The sequence below is a fragment of the Salimicrobium flavidum genome (assembly GCF_900156645.1).
GTDB lineage: Bacteria > Bacillota > Bacilli > Bacillales > Halobacillaceae > Salimicrobium > Salimicrobium flavidum.
On sequence record NZ_FTOC01000002.1, the window covers coordinates 199538 to 217626 of the forward strand.

17 protein-coding genes and 1 riboswitch are annotated in these 18089 nt (G+C 47.5%); of the genes, 12 read left to right on the forward strand and 5 right to left on the reverse strand.

The window, feature by feature from the left end; translation table 11 throughout:
• Both BW944_RS04260 and BW944_RS04265 read right to left on the reverse strand, forming a co-directional pair.
• Window positions 1-666: a YpmS family protein gene (locus BW944_RS04260; protein ID WP_084193615.1), complete on the reverse strand. Its 666-nt coding sequence runs from the start codon at window positions 664-666 to the stop codon at window positions 1-3.
• 17 nt (window positions 667-683) lie between these two features.
• The gene (locus BW944_RS04265; protein WP_234983108.1) at window positions 684-1592 is read right to left on the reverse strand and encodes an SGNH/GDSL hydrolase family protein; all 909 of its coding nucleotides are present in this window, start codon (window positions 1590-1592) and stop codon (window positions 684-686) included.
• A 407-nt stretch (window positions 1593-1999) separates the two neighbouring features.
• On the opposite strand from BW944_RS04265, the gene BW944_RS04270 reads away from it, so the two are divergent.
• The gene (locus tag BW944_RS04270) at window positions 2000-4243 is read left to right on the forward strand and encodes an ATP-dependent DNA helicase (protein ID WP_084193616.1); all 2244 of its coding nucleotides are present in this window, start codon (window positions 2000-2002) and stop codon (window positions 4241-4243) included.
• 79 nt (window positions 4244-4322) lie between these two features.
• Window positions 4323-4916: a biotin transporter BioY gene (locus BW944_RS04275; protein WP_076557115.1), complete on the forward strand. Its 594-nt coding sequence runs from the start codon at window positions 4323-4325 to the stop codon at window positions 4914-4916.
• A 51-nt stretch (window positions 4917-4967) separates the two neighbouring features.
• Here the strand turns inward: BW944_RS04275 and BW944_RS04280 are convergent, their stop codons facing one another.
• Window positions 4968-5591, reverse strand: coding sequence for a TetR/AcrR family transcriptional regulator (locus BW944_RS04280; protein WP_076557116.1), 624 nt, complete (start codon window positions 5589-5591; stop codon window positions 4968-4970).
• Between the two features lie 249 nt (window positions 5592-5840).
• Between BW944_RS04280 and BW944_RS04285 the strand changes: the two genes are divergently transcribed.
• Window positions 5841-8048, forward strand: coding sequence for an MMPL family transporter (locus BW944_RS04285; RefSeq protein WP_076557117.1), 2208 nt, complete (start codon window positions 5841-5843; stop codon window positions 8046-8048).
• 60 nt (window positions 8049-8108) lie between these two features.
• Here the strand turns inward: BW944_RS04285 and BW944_RS04290 are convergent, their stop codons facing one another.
• Window positions 8109-8507: a hypothetical protein gene (locus tag BW944_RS04290; RefSeq protein WP_076557118.1), complete on the reverse strand. Its 399-nt coding sequence runs from the start codon at window positions 8505-8507 to the stop codon at window positions 8109-8111.
• Between the two features lie 136 nt (window positions 8508-8643).
• Between BW944_RS04290 and BW944_RS04295 the strand changes: the two genes are divergently transcribed.
• From BW944_RS04295 to BW944_RS04330, 8 genes are all read left to right on the forward strand, one after another.
• Window positions 8644-9729: a M24 family metallopeptidase gene (locus BW944_RS04295; protein WP_076557119.1), complete on the forward strand. Its 1086-nt coding sequence runs from the start codon at window positions 8644-8646 to the stop codon at window positions 9727-9729.
• Window positions 9730-10672: 943 nt separating this feature from the next.
• The gene (locus BW944_RS04300; RefSeq protein WP_076557120.1) at window positions 10673-11005 is read left to right on the forward strand and encodes a lmo0954 family membrane protein; all 333 of its coding nucleotides are present in this window, start codon (window positions 10673-10675) and stop codon (window positions 11003-11005) included.
• A 13-nt stretch (window positions 11006-11018) separates the two neighbouring features.
• Window positions 11019-11636 (forward strand): PspA/IM30 family protein, encoded by a 618-nt coding sequence (locus tag BW944_RS04305; protein ID WP_076557121.1) that lies wholly within the window; start codon window positions 11019-11021, stop codon window positions 11634-11636.
• Window positions 11637-11702: 66 nt separating this feature from the next.
• On the forward strand, window positions 11703-12407 hold the full coding sequence (liaF, locus tag BW944_RS04310) for a cell wall-active antibiotics response protein LiaF (protein ID WP_076557122.1): 705 nt from the start codon (window positions 11703-11705) through the stop codon (window positions 12405-12407).
• Window positions 12404-13414, forward strand: a complete 1011-nt coding sequence (locus BW944_RS04315) for a sensor histidine kinase (RefSeq protein WP_076557123.1) — start codon at window positions 12404-12406, stop codon at window positions 13412-13414. Before liaF ends, BW944_RS04315 begins: the two co-directional genes overlap by 4 nt.
• Window positions 13411-14034 carry a response regulator transcription factor gene (locus BW944_RS04320; protein ID WP_076557124.1) on the forward strand — a complete coding sequence of 208 codons (624 nt, stop codon included), beginning with the start codon at window positions 13411-13413 and terminating at the stop codon, window positions 14032-14034. Before BW944_RS04315 ends, BW944_RS04320 begins: the two co-directional genes overlap by 4 nt.
• Window positions 14035-14087: 53 nt before the next feature.
• A complete protein-coding gene (rpiA, locus tag BW944_RS04325; RefSeq protein WP_076557125.1) occupies window positions 14088-14789 on the forward strand; it encodes a ribose 5-phosphate isomerase A in 702 nt (233 codons plus the stop codon).
• A gap of 75 nt (window positions 14790-14864) precedes the next feature.
• Entirely contained in the window at window positions 14865-16091 is a 1227-nt protein-coding gene (locus tag BW944_RS04330) for a polysaccharide deacetylase family protein (RefSeq protein WP_084193617.1), read from the forward strand.
• 211 nt (window positions 16092-16302) lie between these two features.
• On the opposite strand, the gene metX is transcribed toward BW944_RS04330, so the two are convergent.
• Complete coding sequence (metX, locus tag BW944_RS04335) at window positions 16303-17355, reverse strand: homoserine O-acetyltransferase MetX (RefSeq protein WP_076557127.1); 1053 nt, start codon at window positions 17353-17355, stop codon at window positions 16303-16305.
• Window positions 17356-17577: 222 nt separating this feature from the next.
• Window positions 17578-17689: riboswitch (SAM riboswitch) on the reverse strand.
• Window positions 17690-17843: 154 nt separating this feature from the next.
• On the opposite strand from metX, the gene BW944_RS04340 reads away from it, so the two are divergent.
• Window positions 17844-18044: a DUF2188 domain-containing protein gene (locus tag BW944_RS04340; protein ID WP_076557128.1), complete on the forward strand. Its 201-nt coding sequence runs from the start codon at window positions 17844-17846 to the stop codon at window positions 18042-18044.
• Window positions 18045-18089 lie beyond the last annotated feature (45 nt).

Genomic DNA, 18089 nt, shown 5'->3' on the forward strand with positions numbered 1-18089 from the left:
TTACTGGGAGTCGATATTGAATTCCATATCGTTATTCGCGACTACCTGTTGGGCCAGTTGGAAACTGTCTTTGGGTACAGCTATTTTAAAGGCGATTTGATCAGAATTCAAATTAAAACGGTCCGCTGCTAACTGGAAATTACTTTCTGTTTCCATTTGGGTCAGGGCTACGTAAATGTTTTCTTCGTCCGGGTTTACTCGCACCCATTCAGGAAGCTCGTAGTTTTTCTCTACGAACTCAAGTACTTTGTTGCTCGGCAACGGAAGTTTTCCAAGAGAGATATCCTGCTGTTCCAATATGAGATCGCCGTTTTCCTGTACCACCGGTTCCAATTTCACGGTGATAGGGATGACCTGATCGAACGCCCGGACGTTTCCGCGCAGTTCTACGTATTCCTCCAGGGAGATGGAATAGTTGAATATGGTTTCGGACGACATTTCATTCAAATATTCGTTCGTCAGTTGCTCCAGGTTGTCTTTTGTCGATATAATAGTGAACTCGGCATCCGTGTTCGTGCGTTCTCTATCGACGTTCACGAGAGTATAATCAGTCGGAAGAAAAATAAGAGCCAAAAGCCAGAGGACAATACCAAGATTGATGAGCACGAGGCCAAAAAAAGCGCTGCGCCATTTGTTTTCCATAATGATGTCTTTTAAACGTTTCACTCTACACTCCACCTATACTACTGTTGTTCAATGTCTTCTCTGATATATTCTAACACGCGTTCTGCCATTCGTTTATACCCGACTTCGTTAGGGTGGAAATTATCCTCCCATAGAATATCCTCTTCCGCGGTTTCGAAAATGTCACGGATAGGGATGAATTCTGTATTATTGAATTCCGAGAGAACTTCTTTGCTGATCCGATTCCAGTCACTCACGATCTGGTTCAGTTCGGGGATATGATTAAAATACTTGTCGAAAGGATTGTATACTCCGAGCAAGTGGATCTCGGCATCGGGGTTCAGTTCTTTCGTTTTTATGAAAATCTCGCGCAAGTTTTGTTCATACTCGTTTTGGGCTTCGACAAACTGTTGGTAGTCGAGGGAAGCCACGTTATCCTTTATGATTTTCATGACGTCGTTTGCTCCGATGGTGATAAGGACAATATCGGCCTGGCGGATAGACTCTTGTATTTCTTCTTTTTCCATCCGTTCAAGCAGCTGTTCTGTACGATTTCCTCTTTTACCGAAATTATCGATCTGCACTGTTTCTGCAGTGGTATCACTGTTTTGATTGAGAGAGTCTTCGAGAATACCTACATATCCTCCGTTATCCGTATTATCCCCGACTCCTTGTGTAAGAGAATCCCCCATCGCTGTAATGTGCAAGTCGTTTTGTACGAAGATATTCCTTGCATTTTCCAGAACACTTGAGAATGCTTCTCTTATGTCTTCGCTCAAATCCGTCGTTTCTTCCTGTTCTTCTTCCTGGGTGCTGTTATCTTCCTCTGAAGATGCGGGGTCTTCGGTGGATTCTTCCACCGGGGTTGTGGTGGGGTCTTGTGCCTCCTGATCGTTATCTGAGAGCCAGAAGTAGCCGGAAAGACTTACCAGCAGCACAAATATACTGACCATTATCCATTTTTTCATCATATATAGTCACCTGAGTAATTATTTTTCTTTTGGCTCTGTTAAAGACGGTTGTTGATTTCAGAACAAAGGGTGGAGACGCTTGCGGGAAGCTTCTACCCGTAAAAATGAAAATCAATTAGGAACGATAACAGAGTCTCTTTTAAGTTGAATTTCGTCTGCCCGTTCTGCTTATGCCAGTAGTTCTAAACGGGGTGGCTCCGCTTTCCTTTGGTCCAGTTCCAGCCCCCAGAAACCTAAGTCATAAGTAGCCATGTCTTTTTGGGGAAAACACCCAAAAGAGGACATGGCTACTTATGACTTAGGTTTCTAAAAAGGGGGCTTCCACTTTCCTTTTTTATTATACCACTTTTCGGGGGGTGTATAATATACATACGACAGTCTGAAAGGGAAAAAGGTGATGAATGATGACATCGATGAAAATTTCTGTCCGGGAACTGGCGGAGTATGCACATAGAAAAGGAGATATTGATGAGAGGTTCCGTTCTTCTAAAGCGCTGACAGAAGGGACGGCCATCCATCAGGCCATTCAGAAGGAATATAAAGAAACAGAAGAAAAAGAAGTGTATCTTGAATATATATATGACACAAAGCAGATGAGCTTTCACATCCATGGACGCTGTGATGGTATTTTGCAGGAGGAAGACGGACCGGTCATTGATGAAATAAAATCTACCTCTCTCGAATTGGAAGAGTTGGAGGAAGACCGATTTCCGGTCCATTGGGGGCAAGCATATGGCTATGCTTTCCTTTACTGCAGACGTGAAGAGTTGGCTGGTGTAAATGTCCAATTGACTTATGTACAGAAGACGACGAAAAAGAAGGCACGGTTCCGCCGCTACCTCTCTGTACAAGAGCTGGAGGCAGCCGTTCAATATATGGTGGAGGCGTATACCCCATACGCCTCGGTGCTTCTTCGTATGCACGAACAGAAGCAGAAAACGATTCCCGAACTGCGCTTCCCTTTCCCTTCGTACCGGGAAGGACAGCGTACGTTTGCAGGGAGTGTCTACCGTGCAGCGACGGAGGGGAGAGCGTTGTTCGCCCAGGCGCCCACGGGTATCGGCAAAACGATCTCGTCTTTGTTTCCCGGCGTGAAAGCGATGCAGAGCGGAGAATTCGATCAGCTTTATTATGCCACGGCTAAAACGACGACAAGGGAAACGGCGGAAGAAGCGATCCGTCTCATGCAGGGGGAAGGGTTGTCGCTCACTTCGGTGACCCTCACTGCGAAGGATAAAATCTGTTTTCAGGAAGAGACGATCTGTCAGCCGGAATACTGTTCGTTTGCCGACGGTTACTACGATCGCATCAACGGGGCACTCGTCGATATTTTGACGAGGGAGTCGCTGTTAACCCGTGAAGTCATCGAAGACTACGCCAGGAAACATCATATATGTCCGTTTGAATTTTCGCTTGATCTGACGTACGCCGCCGACATCGTCGTCGGTGACTATAATTATGTATATGATCCGAGGGTCGCACTGAAACGACTGTCCCGGGACCGCACTAAAAAGATGGGTCTGCTGGTCGATGAGGCGCATAACCTGGTGGAGAGAGCGAGGGATATGTATTCCGCATCACTTCTTTCCACTGATTTCGAAGCTATCCCGTCCCTGGTAACGTCTGAGAAGATAGGGGCGCTATCCACCTCGATCGCTTCGGATATAAACGCTCTTTTTTCCGGAAACGAAGAAGAGTTCTCGATGGAAGATATCCCGGGTGTGATGGAAGAGCGAATCGAAGCATTTGTGGAAGAGACCGAATCGTATTTACGCGATCTTCTTCCGGAAGAACAGGAAGAAGCGGTCATGAACGCTTATTTCGGGAGCCAGCATTTTCTCAATATGGTTGAACAGAAAGATGAAAACTTCGTCTATATCGGTAAAATGAAAGAGGAACTGAAGCTGTATTGTCTCAACCCGCGAATGGTGGTCCGAAGAGTTACGGAAGCATATCGGTTCTCCGTTTATTTTTCAGCCACCCTGTCTCCGTTCGCCTATTACAAAGAAATGCTCGGGGGAACGCCGGAGGATTATATTCTGCGGTTGCCTTCCCCTTTCAAAAAAGAACAGATCCGGACAGTTTTCACGCCGTTATCCACCCGCTTCAAAGACCGGGAACGTACGGCGAAGGAAGTGAGTGAAAGCTTGAAACGACAGGTGGAAGCCCACCCCGGAAACCATCTCTTTTTCTTTCCTTCCTACCATTACCTGGATCTCATTCATTCCTATACCAAAGAGTGGGAGGCTCAGGTGGTCGTTCAGGAGCGGAATATGGACGAGGAGAGGAAAACGGAGTTCCTTTCCCAGTTCACGGAAGATAGTGAAATCATCGGGTTCGCCGTGCTTGGAGGAGTGTTTTCAGAAGGAGTGGATCTGAAAGGCGACAGGCTTCGCGGTGTGGCTATTGTCGGTGTTGCTCTCCCACCAAGGAATATCGAAAAAGAACTGATCCAGAAATATTTCCAGAGTCAGGGGAAGAACGGCTACAATTACGCTTATGTGTATCCGGGTATGAACAAAGTTCTCCAGGCCGGGGGAAGACTTATTCGTTCCGAAGAAGATTACGGTGTGATCCAGTTCGTGGACGACCGGTTTCTGACTCCGGTCTACCAGCAGCTATTACCTGAAGAATGGCAACCTGAATGAGTCAACCTATTCATTTTATAGGTTGACACAAAGGGTGTTGTTTATTATTGTTAACTTAAAAGAATTGGAGGGTTAACACATGCGTACATATGATATTACGGTCGGGGCGATGTTCGTGGCTCTGATGGCAATCGGAGCGAATATTACAGCTATTGCACCGTTTCTGTCGGTGATGGGAGTGCCACTTACTCTGCAGACATTCGTGGCTATTCTTGCGGGGCTTATTCTGGGGAAAAAACGTGGTGCTTTCGCGATGTTCGTATACATGGTGGTCGGCTTGATCGGGGTTCCTGTTTTCGCAGGTTTCGCCGGAGGAATGGGCAGCTTCATCGATCCGACATTCGGATTCATTCTATCCTTTATGGGAATCGCCTTTGTTTCCGGGGCTTTTACAGAGAAACGGAAAAAGTTTTCGAATTATGTGATAGCCGCTTTTGCAGGGCTTGTAGTCAATTATTCCATTGGTGTTACGTGGTTTTATATGGCTTTATCTCTGTGGGTAGGAGAGGGAGCTGGCATCAGCTATCTGGCTGCTTGGGCAAGCATGGTCCCGTTTTTGGTGAAGGATGGAGGTCTTGCATTTGTAGCCGCTGTCACAGCAACCCGTCTCGAAGAATCTTATCTACAGAATACAAGATGGAGACAGCAGAAAAAACAGGCATCCTCGACGTGAGGGTGCCTGTTTCATTAGGGAAGGAAAAGGGTACTTATCAACTATTCTTTATTAGTTCGGAAACATACCTCTCCAGTAGAAGTCGACAATCGCCTGTGCCGTCTCCTCGGTGGTCGGAAAGAGGGGGAGGTTCTCCTGGTCACGATAGTTTCCGACACGGAGAAGCGTGACATATGTCTGGACAGCGAATTTCAAAGGGACATCCGGTACTTCCCCAGTTTCCATAGCTCGGGTGAACGCTTTTTCAAGCGTCGTATTCATCGCTTCTTCCGCTTCCTGAGTCGCTTTGAGCTGGTTGTCGGAGAGCGAGGTTTTCGTTTCACGGAGAATGCTCTCCAGGTCTATGTGAAAGGTGGCTTTCAAATGAGCGTCCGTGATGCGTAAGAGTTTCTCATACAAGGTGCCTTCCTCTTCCAGCATTTTTTCCATCTGTACACTGATGTTTTCCATCATTTTCTCCATCGTTTTTGTGAATAGATCCGCTTTCGTTTCATAATAGTAGTAAACGGTGGCTTTGGTGACACCGGCCTGGTGGGCGACGTCATCAATGGAAACTCGCTGGTAACCGAATTCCATGAATAGTGTTGCCGCAGATTGCAAAATGGCTTCATAAGTCGGTTGCTTCTGTTCGGAAGTCCTGGGACGACCCGGTGCCTTCCTTTGTCCCTTATCCATAACGCCCCACCTTTCCTGATACACGATGTTTTCCTGATTATACCATGAAACAAATAACTAGATAATTAACTTACCAGTATATATAATTATAATTAAAGATGTACTTATAAAAAAGGCTCTGTTAAGCCTGTTGTTGATTGTAGGAACGAAGGGTGGGGAGTTTACGTTCATGCTCGCGGCAAGCTTCCACCCGTAGAACGAAAATCAACGATGAACGATAACAGAGCCATGTAAAAAACAGGTGAAGGGATGAGGAGTGTATTGAAAAATTGGGGAAAGATAGTAGCAGCTTCTAAAACGAGATGGATTACTTTACTTATATGGATAGCCCTGGTGGCTATCGTCTCTGTCGTATGGCCGCAGGTGAACGACGAGACGACCGGAGGAAGCCAGCTGCTTCCGGAGGATACGATGTCGGTGGAAGCATCGAACATTGCGGAGGAACAATTTCCGAATGATGCCGGTGTACCTCTTCTTCTCGTCTGGCACAGAGATGGAGGGCTTGAAGAAGAAGATCTGCAAAATATAAATGAACTCTATCAGAATCTGGAAGAAGAACCTCTCGAGTATCAATCCATGATACCGCCGTTCGCCGAGTTGCCGCCACAGGCACTGCTGGAATCCGCTTCGGAAAATGAAGAAGCATTGACGACACCGATTTTTTTCAGTACAGATGCGACGACGGATGATCTACAGCCCATCCTTTCTACCTTGCAGGAGCGTATTACAGAAATAACCGGAGAGAATTATTTTGACACGGATTTATCCGAAGACGGAATGCACGTCCGGTACACGGGTGCTGTCGGAATCCAAATCGACTCCACGGAGCTTTTCAGTACCGCTGACGTAACGCTTCTGATTGCTACCGTGCTTCTCGTCCTGACCCTTCTTGTAATATTGTATCGTTCCCCGATTCTGGCGGTCGTCCCTCTGATCGGTGTCGGTTTCGCCTATGGAATCATCAGTCCACTGCTCGGATTCATGGCAGACCAGGGATGGATTGTGGTCGACAGTCAGGCGGTTTCGATTATGACTGTTCTCCTCTTCGGGGCAGGGACGGACTACTGTCTGTTTCTGATTACACGCTACCGTGATGAACTTCTTATGGAACCGAACAAATACGCAGCACTGACAAAAGCGATCTCCCACTCCGGGGGTGCTATTATAGTCAGTGCACTGACTACGGCTGCGGGTCTGTTCACTCTCGTGATAGCCCAGTATGCTTCATATGACCGCTTTGCCGTACCGTTCAGTGTCGCAATAATCATTATGGCTATTGCCGTCTTGACCTTACTTCCGGCAATTCTTGCTCTCCTTGGCAGAGTGGCATTCTTCCCGTTCATTCCTCGTACGGAAGGGATGATCAAGGAAATCGAAGAGAAGAAAGGCAAAAAAGTACGCCGTCCGAGAACGAGAAGCTGGTTCAGCGGATGGGTAGGAAAGCTGACAGTGCAGAAACCCTGGACGATTATCATCGTTACTGTCGTTGTTCTCGGGGTGCTGGCGCTGTTTGTCCCGCGGATCAACTATACGTATGGAGTATTCGATTCGTTCCCGGATGATATGCCGTCCCGGGAAGGGTTTTCCATCATCGGGGAGCACTATCCGGACGGGGAAGTCGCTCCGATGCAGGTGCTCATCCGTACAGATGAAGATGTGTCCCTTCAGGAGGATATTGCATCTCTTGAAAACGTCGAATCGGCGGGAGAGCCTGAGGTAGGTGAGGAGAATGCTGAGTATCAGCAGTACAGCGTCACGCTGTCCATCGATCCTTACTCGGAGGAAGCTGTCGCTTTCGTACCCGAGTTGAAAAATGAAGTGGAAGGATGGCTCTTGGAAGCCGGAGTGGAATCTCCTGAAAATCAGGTATGGATCAACGGGGAAACGGCCGGCCTCTATGATACCGAGCAGGTGACGAGCAATGACCAGAATCTTGTCATTCCGGTTGTCCTCCTCATCATAGCCCTGATTCTCGTCACCTATCTGAAATCGATTGTGGCGATGGGCTATCTGCTGCTGACCGTCGGACTATCATACCTGTCGGCTCTTGGACTCGGCTGGATCATCATTCATTATATTATGGGAGAGCCTGCCATGCAGGGGTTGATCCCGCTCTATTCCTTTGTGTTCCTGGTAGCACTTGGGAATGATTACAACATCTTTATGATTTCGAGTATTTGGAAAAACAGAGAACGTATGAACCTGGATGATGCGATCAGTGACGGGGTCAGCAGTACAAGCGGTGTCATTACCTCCGCCGGTCTGATCCTCGCCGGTACATTCGCTGTTCTGGCTGTGCTACCGCTTCAGGTGCTCGTTCAGTTCGGTACGGTCACGGCTATCGGTGTCCTGATCGATACGTTCGTCGTCCGGCCGTTCCTGGTTCCGGCAATCACCAAAGTTCTCGGCAGGTACGCTTTCTGGCCGGCCGGCAAAGAAAAATCGCAAAAACGGTAATAGAACCAAATTCAAAAAAAGCTGTCCCGACCATTCGCATGGAATGGAGGGACAGCTTTTTTAGTCTTCCGAGATGTACTTGCCATGTTTGAAAGCGATCACGAGGAAGACAGCGAAAGCGATCAGTAGAATCGTGCCTCCTACGATGAAGAAGACGGTATTGAACGTTTCGAGTCCCGGAATCGGGTTCGTATAGTACAGCCACATCCCGAGGGTGAGTCCGAACACACCAATGAAGGACCCCCATACATGAACAAGTGCGAGCTTTGATTCTTTCGGGATAGGGAAGACCTTATAAAACATCGCGAAGGCGAATAGAGAAAGCCATCCGACGACGAGAATATGGGCGTGGATAGCCGAAAGTTCCAGCCCTCCGCCTCCGGCCATATGAGAGCCGATGAAGGCCCCGATAAAGGCATAAACGGCTGAAGTTTTTACGAGAAAACGTGTGCGATCCATAATTCCACTCCTTCCTGCCCATTCATTATACAGAATAGCGGGGAAAGAAAAATAGCAAAAGCGACATTGTTGAAAAATTCTCATTAAGTTGGCAAGTTATCTTTCGTCCGATACGATAGGGAGAGGAGGGATGACAATGAAACGAAGATTGGACGTATTTTGTGAAAAATTGCAAGAGGAGAATGTAGACGCAGCATTTATCAATGCGAAGGAGAACTTTTTTTACCTGACAGGTTTTTTGACAGACCCGCATGAGCGCCTTCTCGGCCTGCTCGTTTTTTCGGATGGCAAAGAGGTGGCCGTACTTCCTGCGATGGAGAAAGCACAGCTTGAAGAAGCCGGGTTCGAAGGAGAAATCATAGCTTATCAGGATCATGAAGACCCTTGGGAGAGCCTGAGAAAATTCGCTTCTTCTGTACATACTATCGGTGTCGAAGAAGAGCATCTGTCTCACGGACGTGCGAAGCAACTGTTCATGGCTCTCGGAGTATCGGAAGTCCAGGACGTAACGGAGATGCTGGACCGTCAGCGCGCAGTGAAAGATGAACAGGAAATCAGTATTATGCGGGAGGCTGCGGCACTGGCTGATGAAGGCGTTGAAGCTGGAGTAGCCGCACTATCAGAAGGTGTTACAGAAATGGAAGTGCTGGCGACGATCGAGTTCGAAATGAAAAAGCGCGGCGTTCGTGAAATGTCCTTTTCCACCATGGTTCTGTTCGGGGAAAAGGCCGGGCATCCTCACGGGAACCCGGGAGATCGCCGCCTGAAAAAAGGGGACCTCGTTCTGTTCGATCTCGGAGTCGTCTGGAAAGGGTATACTTCGGATATCACGAGGACCGTGGCCTTCGGTGAGCCGGATGAACAGCAGCGGGAAATCTATGAAACGGTGAAACGCGCCGAAGCGGCCTCGCTTGAGCTGAGCAGGCCCGGGAGAAGGATTGGTGATTTGGATCAGGCGGCTAGAAATATCATTACAGAAGCGGGGTACGGTGACTACTTCCCGCACCGCATCGGGCACGGTCTCGGAATCAATGTCCATGAGTTTCCTTCGATGAGTCATCTGAATGACGATACGCTGCAACCGGGGATGACCTTTACGATTGAACCGGGTATCTATAACCCTGCTATCGGTGGTGTGCGTATCGAGGATGATGTGTTGATCACAGAAGACGGGTATGAAACGCTGACGAAAACGACAAAAGAATTAAGGATTATTGAATGAGTTGTTTTTGGTACAGGCTTTTAGGAGCCTGTACTTTTTTTTGTGGAGATTTATGAGGTGTTCGGGCGCGGGAATGTGGCGTGAGCACCTCATATCATTTCGAATTGCGGTGTTCGCAGGGTGTGGGGAGAGCCGAGTTCAGTATAAATAGTAGTTATAACGTGCTCAGACGAGATCGAGCCTGTTGAGCGCCGCATACATGCATCAAATGCCCTTGGCCTCCTCCGTCCGGGGACGAGGAGGCGTAAGCTGGAGCAGAGGCCAGGCATTTATGAAGTGTTCGGACACGGGAATGTGGCGTGAGCACCTCATATCATTTCGAATTGCGGCGTTCGCAGGGTGTGGGGAGAGCCGAGTTCAGTATAAATAGTAGTTATAACGTGCTTAGACGAGATTGTGCCTGCTGAGCGCCGCATACATGCATCAAATGCCCTTGGCCTCCTCCGTCCGGGGACGAGGAGGCGTAAGCTGGAGCAGAGGCCAGGCATTTATGAAGTGTTCGGGCGCGGGGATGTGGCGTGAGCACCTCATATCATTTCGAATTGCGGCGTTCGCAGGGTGTGGGGAGAGCCGAGTTCAGTATAAATAGTAGTTATAACGTGCTTAGACGAGATTGTGCCTGCTGAGCGCCGCATACATGCATCAAATGCCCTTGGCCTCCTCCGTCCGGGGACGAGAAGGCGTAAGCTGGAGTGCTTCTAAGCGGGACGACTCCGCTTTTCGTGTCCAGCTCCATCCCCCAGAAACCTAAGCTATAAGTAGCCATGTCTTTTTGGGAAAAAGTCCCCCAAAAGAGAACACGTCTACTTATAGCTTAGGTTTCTAAGCAGGGGGATTACGCTTTTCATATTTCTACGTCTCTGGGCTTATATAAAGATATGTCTCCAGCTCATTACCGTGAAGCTCACCTCTCTGTAATATAGAAGATGAAGGAGGAGATGAAATGAAACAATTTTTACTTTTCGTCGGGGCTTTGGCCGCTGTCGCGATTATCCTGGCAAGTCTCGGACCGCTGATTATGCTCGCTATTGGTGTGTGGCTGCTGTATCTCGTGTTCAAACAGTTCATGAAAACAGAATCTACGGGAGGGAAAATCGGCTGGCTCGTGGTCGGACTGATCGTGCTGGCTATAGTGACACCGAACTTACCTGCATTGCTTGGGGTGGCTGCTCTTTACGGGTTGTACCTGATTTATAAGAATTGGAAAAAGGAAGAACCGGAACTCTCCGATGACCCATTTACGAATTTTGAAAAACAGTGGAAACAATTACAATAAGGAGGAATCACTGATGACAAATGTATTTACAAGAATGAAGGACTCTTTTGTCGCGGATATGCATGACGTGATGGACAAAAAAGAAGAAAAGAACCCGATGGCTCTCTTGAACCAGTACCTGAGAGAAAGTGAGAAGGAAACCGAGAACGTGCGTAAGCTTATTGAGCGTCAGTACAAGTTGAAGGAAGAGTTCGTGAAAGAGTATGAAGAGGCTCGTGCGATGGCGGATAAACGGGACCACCAGGCGACAGTAGCTGAAAACGCCGGAGAAAGCGAGATGCAGGACTTCGCTCTGATGGAGAAAGAAGCCTATACCAATCGGGCAGAACGTCTGCTACAATCAAAACAGGACTCCGATCAGCAATTGCAGGAGCTAGAACGTAACTATGAAGAAATGAAACACAAATTGAAAGATATGCATGTAAAACGAATGGAGCTGATGGGCCGCGAAAATATAGCCAAAGCCCACCACCGGATCGATCGCGTCGCGGAGGAGGCTGCCGAAAAGCCGTACAGCCGCTTCTCTGAACTCGATCATCATATGGAACGGCTCGAACAGCAGATCAATCGTTCCTATCAGCGCTCCACATTCGATAGTAAAATCCAGCAGCTGGAAAAGGAAAAAGAGTAATAACAAAGTCTTCTCTCCTGTGCGTATCTCGTACGGGAGAGTGATATGTATGGAGGAGGGGTCATGATGTTTGAGAAAATAGGGACAGATACGATCAACAAATTATTGCTTGTTCTAGCCGTGTTTTTGGCTGCCGAAATCATTTTTTTCGACGGCGATAACCTGTTTTCTCTTTTATTCAGTGGACTCCTCGTTTATTTCGGTCACCGGTCTTATGGACGGACATTCGGGAAAGTATTGTTCTGGGTGGGCCTTGTTTCTTTGATTATGGCCATTTTGAGCATGGCGATTGTCCGCTTTCTTCTGTTTATTCTCCTCGTGCTTTTTCTCTACAACTATTTCCATTCCAGCAAGCAACCGGACCCGCCCGTCTTTCCGGAACAAATGGCATCTCCTTCTCCTGAACCTGTGCTCGAACAGAAAGCGTGGGGGGATCAGTCGACACCTGAAGCTTATGCATGGAATGATATAAACATCCATGGGGGCATCGGAGATAGAACGATTGATTTGAGCCGGACCGTATTGCCGGAAAAAGCATTGATTTCCATACGGCACCTGGTGGGGACCATCACCATCTACGTTCCCTACGAAACGGAAGTGGTCGTGCATCACAGTTCCCTCATCGGACGGGCTTCTATTTTTGATTTTCATAGCAACAACCTGTGGAATCAGACGATCCATTACCAGACCGAGCAGTACGGAACAAAAACGCCAGGAGTCAGGATCGTAACCTCTATCCTTTCGGGGGACATTGAGGTGAAGCGTATATGAAGAAGTTCATCCTGTTTTACACCTTACTGTTTCTATTGTTTTCCCTCCTGCTCACCGGCATCATTTTTTTCGTTTTCCCGCCCGAAGAGTGGTCGCTCCTTTATAGGAGAGACGTTCTGGACGTACCGTTCTTCCTCGTCCCTATCATTACTGCATTGACACTCGGTATCGGTGCCGGAGTAGCTCAGGGCCTTCAGGGAAAGCAGAAAAGGAAATCTCTATATCGACAGCTCGATTATCTGGCTCAGGGAACGCCTGTGGACCACCGACTTTCAGAAAGTCTCGGAGAAGAATTCACCTCACGTCTATCTGCGATTGAGGAAAAGATGGAGAGGCAGACAGAACTCTCCCGGAAACAGGCATCAGAACGTGCCGAGGAGAGGGAGAAAAGTTTACAGGAAGTCGTCGCTCAGGAAAGGAGCCGCCTTGCCCGGGAACTGCACGATTCTGTCAGTCAGCAGTTATTCGCAGCTTCGATGATGATGTCTGCGATCAATGAACAGGAAGAAGGGAATCGCCAGCTGCAAATGGTGGAAAAAATGATACACCAGTCCCAACTTGAAATGAGAGCACTTCTGCTTCACTTGCGTCCGGTACCTCTGAAAGGGAAGACACTTAAAGAAGGCACGGAGGAACTCCTGGAGGAATTGACTCAAAAAGTTCCGCTCCAGGTTGAAAAACAGCTCGAAGAAGTTCCGCTTGAAAAAGGGGAGGAAGATCAGTTGTTCCGGATCATCCAGGAGGCAGTCTCGAATACGCTGAGACATGCGGAAGCGGAGAATTTGACCGTCCAGCTACTTTTGAGGGACGAATTCATCCTTTTAAGGATTTTGGACGACGGAAAAGGGTTTGATGTCGATAAAGCCTCCTCCAACTCTTATGGTCTGGTGAATATGAATGAACGGGCGTTAGAAATCGGCGGTATCCTGAAAATTGTCAGTGTGAAGGAAGATGGTACGAGAATCGAAGTCAAATTGCCATATAAGGAAAGAGGGGAAACGAAATGATTCGAGTTCTGTTCGTGGATGATCATGAGATGGTAAGGATCGGAGTCTCCGCCTATTTATCCGCTCAACCGGATATCGAAGTGGTTGCAGAAGCAGCTGACGGGAAAGAAGGGGTAGAGAAAGCATTCGAATGGAAACCGGATATTATTCTGATGGATCTCGTCATGGAGGAAATGGATGGTATCGAAGCGACCGAGCGCATCATTTCGGAGTGGCCGGAAGCGAAGATCATCATCGTTACGAGCTTCATCGATGATGAAAAAGTTTATCCCGCTCTAGAAGCGGGGGCGGTAAGTTATCTGTTGAAAACATCCAAAGCTGATGAGATCGCGGAGGCGATCAGAGCCACTCATGGAGGACAGTCGATTCTTGAACCGGAAGTGACCGGGAAACTGATGAACAAAATGAGAAATGAACCGCTGCATGAACAGCTCACCGCCCGTGAAAAAGAGATACTTATGCTGATGGCAGAGGGCCGGACGAATCAGGAAATCGCCGAACAACTGTTTATCGCTTTGAAGACGGTGAAAGTCCATGTCAGTAATATTCTCGGGAAACTCGAAGTCCACGACCGGACACAAGCGGTAGTCTATGCTTTCAAGCATCATTTAATCAAATGATGCAATTTTGGTATACTGATAACGGTACATAATTCAAATAGGGGTGATCGAAGATGAAATGGACGAATCAAATAGCGAGTCAGTTGAACTGGTCCGGTGATATTTCAAATAAAGAAGTGAAACAGCAGGTAGCATTTCAAGTGGCTGAAAAAGTGAAAGACGGCGATGTGATCGGCATCGGTTCCGGGTCGACATCCTTCCTTGCTCTGCAGGCGATCGTCGAACGTGTAAAAGAAGAAGGGCTTGATGTGAAAGGCATTCCGACTTCCAAAGAAGCGGAAATCAATTGTTCTGTTCTCGGATTGCCGACAACGACGCTCATTGATTCGCGCCCGGATTGGGGATTCGACGGAGCGGATGAAGTAGACGATGAACAACGTCTCATCAAAGGTCGTGGAGGAGCGATGCTGAGAGAAAAATTGGTCATGGCAAGCGCTGATAAAACATATATTCTTGTAGACCAGAGTAAAATAGTCACCCGCCTCGGTGAAAAATTCGCTGTTCCGGTGGAAGTGGACAGCAGAGCGATCCATCTCGTTGAAAGCACATTGGAAACTTATACTTCCGTTGAACGTATTGAGATGCGTATGGCGGACAAGAAAGACGGTCCTGTCATTACAGAAGGGGGACACGTCATTCTGGATGTAACGTTCCATGACATAGCCCCGGGCGCCGAGACTTCTCTCAAAGGTATCCCGGGTGTAGTGGAAACCGGGATTTTCGCCGGTTATCCTATTGAAGTGCTCAAGGTATAATTCCATAAATTACCCTTTACAGTTGTGTTACAATAGTTTTTGACTGTGTAATACTTTGAGATATAGAGGGGAAAAATGAGACTACTTATATCAGGATTTTTCATATTGTTGAGCGGTTGTTCGTTTATGACTAACGCCGGAGACGGAAAAGACATGAAGACAGTGAGTAAGGAAAACTATGAAGATTATAATGCGAACGTAGAGACAAAAATAGAAACGTTCGATGATTTGTATATTGTCATGCATTACCCGGAGACACCTAATGATCAGATCGATCAGACATTGCTTGATTACGTGAATGAGCAGCGTTCGGATTTCAAGAAGGAAAGTTATGGACGCGTCCAGGGAGAAGGGGTTTCTGCCGTGCAGGAACTCCATATCGGCTACGATGTCATCCATGAAGACCCGGAGACGTATGTCGTGAAATTCAAAGAAACCGTAACCTGGGGAGAAGGGCGTGAAAAGTCGGACGAGACGATTTTCCATTTTGGTAAATCGAATGGGAAGCGGCTTTCCCTGCAGCATTTTCTCGAAGGCGAGCAGGAGCGGAATGAATTGCAGAATCTTGTAGAGAATGATTTGAATTATAAAATCATAGAACAGGATCTGGAGAATTTCATCTATGAAGGGGATACGCTGACGTTTTTTATCGGGGGTGAATCAGTCAAGGTAGAGAAAGAGGAGCACCCTGGCTGGTTTACGGATAGATTCAGGACGAAGTATGCAGAAGATCCTGAACCTCCGGAGAACTATAAGCAAAGAGACAAGTCGATCGAAGTCCCGGTGACGAAAGAAATGGCCGAAGACTACCCTGTCGTAGTTATGGGAGGGCCTCATCCGGAAAGAACGGAAGAACTGCTTCGAATTCTTGAAAAAAATGATGCAAAGGCTATGTTTTACATGATCGGTAAGAGGGCGGAGCGCTATCCGGAAGTAGTGAAAGAGGTCGAAGAAGCGGGGCACGTCGTCGTAGCTCATACCTGGAATCACCGCATGCCGAAGCGCCTTTCTGTGGAGGAAAAGGAAAAATATCGTGAACGTTCTGTGGAGCTGATCAGTTCTATTACGGATCAGGAAGAAGTGTTCGTTTCCACAGGCGATGTGAATCCCGGTCAGGCGCTCGAAAATCGGGAGAACTGGAAGGATGAGCCCAAAGCCTGGGTCATGAAGCAGATGCAGAAGTCTGTAGATTCGCGTGGGCAGCTTATCATCAGTGAGCTTAATGTAAAATCACCGAAGTTGCTCGAGGAAATATTGCCACGTATGGGTAATACGCCTGGAGAAGCTGCAGCAAGAGAATAATTTCCGAAAAAAAGCTGTCATCCTCATTTCACAAACGAGGGTGACAGCTTTTTGTCTGTTTAGGCCGAGGTTTCTGAACGGATGACTACATACTTAGGTTTATCCGGTTCCGTCACCCAGAAACTCATGTCCTAAGCAGTGATTTCTTTTTCAGGAGAGGGCACCTGAAAAGAGAAACCCTTGCTTAGGCCAAGGTTTCTAAGCGGGGTGACTACACACTTAGGTGATACTTGATATAGTTGCCCCATTTGTCGAATTCGACGAGGAAGCCGTCATGGCCGAATTCAGTTTCCACGTGATAGTGGGTGGAATGGTGGGGAAGAAGGCTGAATTCTTCCATGAGTTCTTTAGGATAGACGAGATCTTTTTCGAAACTGATCGTATAAATATCCGCTTTGTACTGTTCAGCGGCCTCTTCAAGAGTACCTCTCCCTCTCGTAATGTCATGATGATTCATCGCTTCGAGGAGGTACAGATAACTGTTTGCATCGAACCGTTTCTTAATCTTTTTCCCCTGGTAGTCGAGGTAGGATTGGATGTGATAATTCTCTTCATTTTGGCCCCGGTTGAATCGCTGCTGAAAAAGAGAACTGCTTCTATAAGTCACCATTCCTGTCATTCTGGCGATTTCGAAACCATTCAGTTCTTCGTTCGACTCATAATCTCCCCCATTCCAGGAAGGATCACGTTTGATGGCTTCCGCACCGATATGGTTGAAGGCAATGCCGTAATCACTTAGGAAAGGGGTGGAGGCAAGCATGAAGAGGTTATCCATCATCTCCGGATACAACAGTCCCCATTCATATACCTGCATCCCCCCGAGGGATCCTCCAAGTACAGCATGAATGTGACTGATTCCGAGAGCATCAAGGGCCTGTTTTTGGGCACGGACCATATCCCTGATGGTGACGGTAGGGAAGTCGAGACGGTAGCTCTCCCCTGTTTCCGGGTTTACACTTGCGGGACCAGTAGATCCATGACATCCGCCAAGAACGTTGAACGTAATCGTCTGGTATTCCTCTTCCGGAATCAAACCCTCTGTCCCGAACAGACCATTCCACCATCCCGGTTCTTCTTCCGTACCTACTGTGAATTGATTTCCGGTGAGGGCATGGCAAATAAGGAGAAGAGGAGCTCCGGTATTCCCAAAGTGTTCGTAGGCGAGGGTGACCTCGGGGAGCGTTTCTCCTGATTCAAATGTAAAGGCACCTATAGATATCTCTTCGTAGCTGGTTTCGCAGCGTTGTATACGATTAACGGACATGCTTTTTCCCTCCATACGTTTATCTTTTCGTCGTCCTGCTAGAACATGAACTCTGTATCTGACGGGTGAGGGAGGAAATCAGGTATTTCTGCTCTTTTGGGGAAAGCCGGAGCCGAATCGACCTGAAAGAAAAGAGGTGCATTTATCCTGTAGGGGCATGTTGCACAAGAAAAACCCCCTTCTTATCGATAAGAAGAGGGCTGATTATGTATCATACGCCTCCTCTTATCTCTCAGATCGTAAAAGATCTGTAGGAGTTAGCACCTTTTCAAACCGATGTTTGAAGGTTGCCGGGCTTCACAGGGCCTATTCCCTCAGCCGCTCTTGATAAGAGTTGAACGAACTATTCAATTTAATCTTAAACCAAATTATAACCATCGTATCGATCACTGTCAAACAATTTTCTGACAATTCTTCGTATGTTTGAAGCACAAGGACACGGGGAAGATAGTGATGTAGACAATGATTAGAATAGGAGTGGATTAATTATGGTAAAAGAATATAATGTAATGCAAAACCCCCAGGGAGGCGGCTGGATTGTAAAAATCGAAGACGTCGCTCCGACAGAAGAATTTGAAGATCGTGATTCCGCTGTCGCGAAAGCCGAAGAAATCGCTAAGAAAAACTCTCCAAGTAAAGTACGTATTCATGATCAGGAGAGAAACGTGGAAGAAGAAAGAAGTTTTTAAGTTCATAAATTTCAGAAGCTGAAGGTGCGTCCTTCAGCTTTTTTT